This window comes from Chitinophagales bacterium (genome assembly GCA_016787225.1).
Taxonomy (GTDB): domain Bacteria; phylum Bacteroidota; class Bacteroidia; order Chitinophagales; family JADJOU01; genus CHPMRC01.
The window spans coordinates 1-4,803 of sequence record JAEUUY010000012.1 but is presented as its reverse complement, the minus strand read 5'-3'; the positions used below and the strand labels follow the sequence as shown (position 1 = coordinate 4,803).

Here is a 4,803-nt window from a genome sequence, read left to right as displayed (position 1 = left end):
CAGTTCGTCTAAAAACTAACATTTAGACAAATATAAGGTTTTAGAACTTAAATACATAGCGTTTATTGAGTTCAAATTTTGAGTTATGTTAGATTTGAAGTTTTGTGATGAAAAATTAGAAGACGTAGAATGGAAGAAAATTGGCTTATTTGAGTATGAAAAACTTGAAAAATAAAGCCCAAGACTTCTCAAATAGTCTCGGAGCAGTTTGGGGTCTATGAGATTGAAGATTCTGCGCAGATTGAGGGCGGTAAACATAAATCCGACATCGGCATCAGCTCGTTGTATTCCTTTTTTACTCATAATGTAGTAGAACCCCCATTGTCGTTTGAGTATGCCATAGGTATGCTCTACGATAGCTTGTCGGCGCTTGTATATCTCTTTGTTGTTTTCTATATTGTTCTTGTTTTGTTCCACATATTCTGCGTATTCAGAGCGTTCTAGACAGCGTCCTTTTTTGTTTTCTGTGCATAATGCAAATGCAGGACAGGTAAGACAGGCAGAGGTTTTATAATGTTTGACTCGGGTGCTAGAAGATTTACTGCGAGTTCGTGTGTACCATTTTCCATTGGTGGTGAGTGTTTGTCCTTGTGGGCAGGTAAAGGTGTCTTGGTCATAGTTGTAAATGAAATTTGATACATTGTAGGCTTTGTCTGGTGCATTGGAGGCTACCTCTGGGATAGCTACCATGATATTGACTCCGAGGTCTAGGGCTTTTTTGATTTCTGAACTGGTATGATATCCTTTGTCGTATAATCCTGTAAAATCACTCGATTGAAGAATGGTTTTGGCTCTACGAGTCATAGGGTAGAGTGCTTTGGCGTCATTTTGATTGGTGGTTTTGTAGTCTATGGTTATGCCGTGTTGGCTATCTACGGTGGTTTGTACGCTGTAGGCTACTTCGGAGATATTATTGCGGGTCATGATTTGGCGGCTATCAGGGTCCGAAGTCGATATCTGTGATTCGCCTGTTTCGGATAGCTGAGCTTGCAGGGCGTTGTATTTTTCTTTTCTAGCCTCTTGAGTTTTGATTTGACTTTCTATTTCCGAGGTCTTAGCTATATCGCCATCTGCCTGCTCTAGTGCTTGGTTATACTCGTTGAGTTTGTTTTCTATGTATTCAAGGTGTCTGTCTATCTTGGCTTCATTGAAATTATTTTTCTTTGAATTTTGAGCGCGTAGCTTGGTGCTATCTCCGGCTAGTAGCTTGCCACCTATGAGTTCAAAATTCTTGGCCATAGCTACGGTGGCACGAAATACTTTACGTATAGCCTTGGTGTTATCTCTACGGAAATTGGCAATGGTATTGTGGTCTGGTACGAGTTCTTTCATAAGCCACATAAGTTCTATATTTCGCTTACATTCTTTTTCTAAGACTCTAGACGAACGAATAGAATTGAGATAACCATAAATAAATAGCTTCAATAAATCTTTGGGATTATACTGTGGTCTTCCTTCCGTAGAATCTTTGATATAGAAGCTATAATCCTTAATATCTATGGCTTCTACGAATAAATCTATCATGCGCACTTCATTATCCGCATCGACTATCTGATCTAAATGAGAAGGAAAAAGTATGGATTGACTTCTGTCTTTACCTTGTATATATTTCATGGCATCGAAGATCGCATCTTTAGATTCCATCTCATCTAAAACTTATCATCATTTCCACAAAAGCATGGGAGTTTTTAGACAGTTTGACGTTAGGGACAATAACTGGTGAAGTCTACATAAAAAACAAAATATGAACATAATTGAGCTAAAAAATATTTCACAAAAATTTATTACAATAGGAAATAATATTGGATTTTGGAATACTTTAAATCAGTTAAGAAATCTATTAAATCAATACAATACTGCTAAAAAATCAAACCAAAACAATGCATATCAATTTTTGCAACAAATTGAACAGCATAGACAACAAGCTTTATCACAGTTAGAAATATTCCAAAAAGAAATTAATAGTTATTCTGACCTTAAATTATTTAAGAAGTTAAAACTAGATATAATTTTTGGAGAAAATACTACTGCATTTTTTAAAAGAATACAAACAGATTTAGATTCTAATACTGATGTAATAATAGAAGAGTTTAATAGAATATCAACTAAAGCAACTCAGCTTCAACAACTTTTCAATCCCCTAAATCAAATTTTGTCTGAAATTGAAGAAGAAAACATTGAAAATGAAGATTTCATTAAATTGTTCTTTGAAAATGGGGCTGATATTAGTTCATTAAAAGAGTTATCAAAAGCTTCTAAAGAATGGAATACGATAATTCATTCTTTTGCTAGGTTGGTAAGAGAAAATGACTCTGAAACTAAAATAACAAATGTAGAAAAAGGTTCTATTGTTCTTACAGTATGTGCTATATCAACAATTATTTTAGCTATATGTAAAGCTTCAGACAAAGTATTAGATTTAATAATGAAATATTATGAGTTAAGAAAAAAAGCCGTAGAACTCAAACAACTTAAACTATCTACTATTAGTGAAGCTATATCACTTATTGAAAAACAAGCCAAATTAGATGTAGCAACAGAAGCAAATCAAATAGCATTAGAGCTTTTAGAAGATTATCAGTGGACTAAAAAAGATGATTTATATAATGAAACACTCAAGTTTGTAAGTCAAGGCGTCAGAAGGCTAGTTCGTTTTTCAAATCAAGGCGGAAAGATTGAGTCTCGTTTAGCAAATCCAACTGAAGAAGAATCAAATGTATTAAATCAGCTTAAAGAGAAAACTAAGGAGTTCGTAATTAAGGAAGAAGAGTTAAAGAAACTTGAAAATGCAAAAGAAATGATTATGCTTGATGATAAACATTTAAAAGAAGATCAAAACGATCAAAAAGAAGAGGAAGATTAAATCCGTTACTGTCCCTAACTGGCAGTCTTCTAAAAGAGCGGGTGACGGCGTTAAAATTAATGGCAGGATGGTATTGAACATTGTATATTTGTATAAAAGTAGTCTGGTTAAGCCGCTCCTTCAGAAGGCTGCCGGGCGTTGTCTGTAATTATTCAAGAAACCTCATACATTGAAAAAATCAACATATGATAAACTATGTGGGAATGCTTTTATGCGAGAATTAGGCAGTAAAAGCTTTGAGTGTATTCAAGCTCGCCTTAAAAAAGAAAATTCAGGCGAAACAGCAAGTAATAAAGATTTAGAGATAGAAAAATATGTGAGTAGCATATTTGGATTAACTTTCAAAATACAATCAACTTTTGAAACTATTTGTACAATCCCAAACTACTTGGCAAATTTGCCTACAAAATCAATTCAAAAACGATATGACATAGAAAAGACTCATTACTATAAATACCATATTGAAAATCATATAATCCGTTCAACAACTATTTTTGACCAACTAATTTTACTTATAAATGGGTTATTTGAACTTGGAATTGACCCAAAAAAATGTACATTTGATATTATTTCAACAAATAGTCATACCAAAAAAAGTAGAGAAATTGCCTTATTGAAAGAGCTAGATAAAGCAATTAACGGGTTCAAAGGAAAAAGAAATCTCATATTGCATAGAGGAGAGTTTAGAGATAGTGATTTTGATGATATTGCAACACGAGAACTGCTTAAAAAGAATTTCAACGAAAATGAAAAAAAAGACATTGCAGTTGAAATTTATCTAAAAAATGAAGAACTCTTATCTAAAATATATCGTTCAGAAAGAATAAGCGAGATGAAAAAAAGCAACGAAAATTTGTGTAATTTCCTATTGCTATTTTTTGAAGAGGCAAGAAAAACATTTAACCAAAAACTCAAGAATAAAGAATAACTACAGACAACTGCTGGTTTGAAGAAAGTCGGGCGGTGTGCTTTCAAATAAAATTTAGACTTTATGCGAAAGTGTGTATTTTTGATTAAAAGTTGTCATGGAAAACCCGACCTTCTTCAAGCCAGCGGGCGATATCTGTCAGTTATGGCGAAACGAGAAAACTAAGCCCTTATGTTCAAAAAATATATTCTTTTATGTTTTATAGGTATCAACATTATTAGTTGCGAAAACCCTTTAAGGAAAAAAGAACTTGCATTGAAAGAGAAAGAATTATCCTTGGAAGAAAACAGTTCAACTCAATTTCTAGCGACAAAGGATGCTATAAAACTAGCTGAAAAACAATTTGAGAATTACTTGCCAAAAATTTTAGAAAGTCACGAAGCGATTTTGGATGTTCAAGAATCATTTACTGGAGATTTTACAGGCGATGGAGTTGAAGATATAGCGATTTATTTTTGCCTGGCTCCAAACAACGGAGGAAATGCTATTATAGGCCAAGGACTCTCTCTTTATCAAAAAGTAGGGAATGAAGTAAAAGTTATTGCTGGTTATGAGCCAAAATATTTATTTAGTTTTAACAAAATAAGTAACGGGAAAATATATGTCGAAAAACTTGAATATGCTGAAGGTGATGGAAGATGTTGCCCTTCTATAAAAACAAACTTAAAACTAAAAGTCATTGGAAACAAAGTGTATGAAGAAACCTCTTAATAAATATAACCGACAGATATCTGGTGGTTTCGTGAAAGTGGGCCGACTTGCATTCGAAAAGATGATAGTATGGCATTAGAACTTTGTATATTTGACAAACTGGCGAGTGGCGAACCCCACCTTCACGAAGCCACCGGACGTCAAACTGTCTAAAAACTCCCATGCTTTTGTGGAAATGATGATAAGTTTTAGATGAGATGGAATCTAAAGATGCGATCTTCGATGCCATGAAATATATACAAGGTAAAGACAGAAGTCAATCCATACATTTTCCTTCTCATTTAGATCAGATAGTCGATGC

At 33.8% G+C, this 4,803-nt stretch carries 4 protein-coding genes; 3 read left to right on the top strand and 1 reads right to left on the bottom strand.

Annotation, left to right across the window (positions count from 1 at the left end; all coding sequences use genetic code 11):
• Window positions 1–15: 15 nt before the first annotated feature.
• The gene (locus JNL75_04680; GenBank protein ID MBL7789113.1) at window positions 16–1,644 is read right to left on the bottom strand and encodes an IS1182 family transposase; all 1,629 of its coding nucleotides are present in this window, start codon (window positions 1,642–1,644) and stop codon (window positions 16–18) included.
• A gap of 100 nt (window positions 1,645–1,744) precedes the next feature.
• Between JNL75_04680 and JNL75_04675 the strand changes: the two genes are divergently transcribed.
• From JNL75_04675 to JNL75_04665, 3 genes are all read left to right on the top strand, one after another.
• A complete protein-coding gene (locus JNL75_04675; GenBank protein ID MBL7789112.1) occupies window positions 1,745–2,863 on the top strand; it encodes a hypothetical protein in 1,119 nt (372 codons plus the stop codon).
• Window positions 2,864–3,032: 169 nt separating this feature from the next.
• On the top strand, window positions 3,033–3,791 hold the full coding sequence (locus JNL75_04670; GenBank protein MBL7789111.1) for a hypothetical protein: 759 nt from the start codon (window positions 3,033–3,035) through the stop codon (window positions 3,789–3,791).
• Between the two features lie 171 nt (window positions 3,792–3,962).
• On the top strand, window positions 3,963–4,502 hold the full coding sequence (locus JNL75_04665; protein ID MBL7789110.1) for a hypothetical protein: 540 nt from the start codon (window positions 3,963–3,965) through the stop codon (window positions 4,500–4,502).
• Window positions 4,503–4,803: the final 301 nt, after the last annotated feature.